This is a genomic window from Paenibacillus sp. FSL H7-689 (assembly GCF_000517905.1).
Taxonomy (GTDB): Bacteria; Bacillota; Bacilli; order Paenibacillales; family Paenibacillaceae; genus Paenibacillus; species Paenibacillus amylolyticus.
This window is the reverse complement of sequence record NZ_ASPU01000023.1, coordinates 1-275: the sequence shown is the minus strand read 5'-3', so window position 1 is coordinate 275 and position 275 is coordinate 1. Positions and strand designations below refer to the sequence as shown.

At 56.7% G+C, this 275-nt stretch carries 3 tRNA genes; all 3 read right to left on the bottom strand.

Features of this window, described 5'->3' with window-relative positions:
• Positions 1–3 precede the first annotated feature (3 nt).
• Positions 4–81: transfer RNA gene (locus C170_RS19360), tRNA-Asp, on the bottom strand.
• Positions 82–108: 27 nt separating this feature from the next.
• A tRNA-Met gene (locus C170_RS19355) sits at positions 109–182 on the bottom strand.
• A 17-nt stretch (positions 183–199) separates the two neighbouring features.
• A tRNA-Val gene (locus C170_RS19350) sits at positions 200–275 on the bottom strand.

Genomic DNA, 275 nt, shown 5'->3' with positions numbered 1-275 from the left:
AAATGGCGGAACCGACGGGATTCGAACCCGCGATCTCCTGCGTGACAGGCAGGCATGTTAGGCCAACTACACCACGGTTCCAGATCACTTTCTCAAAGGAAAGTATAATTGCGGGGGCAGGATTTGAACCTGCGGCCTTCGGGTTATGAGCCCGACGAGCTACCGGGCTGCTCCACCCCGCGTCGTTATAAAGTTTATATGGTGGAGGCTGAGGGGATCGAACCCCCGACCCTCTGCTTGTAAGGCAGATGCTCTCCCAGCTGAGCTAAGCCTCC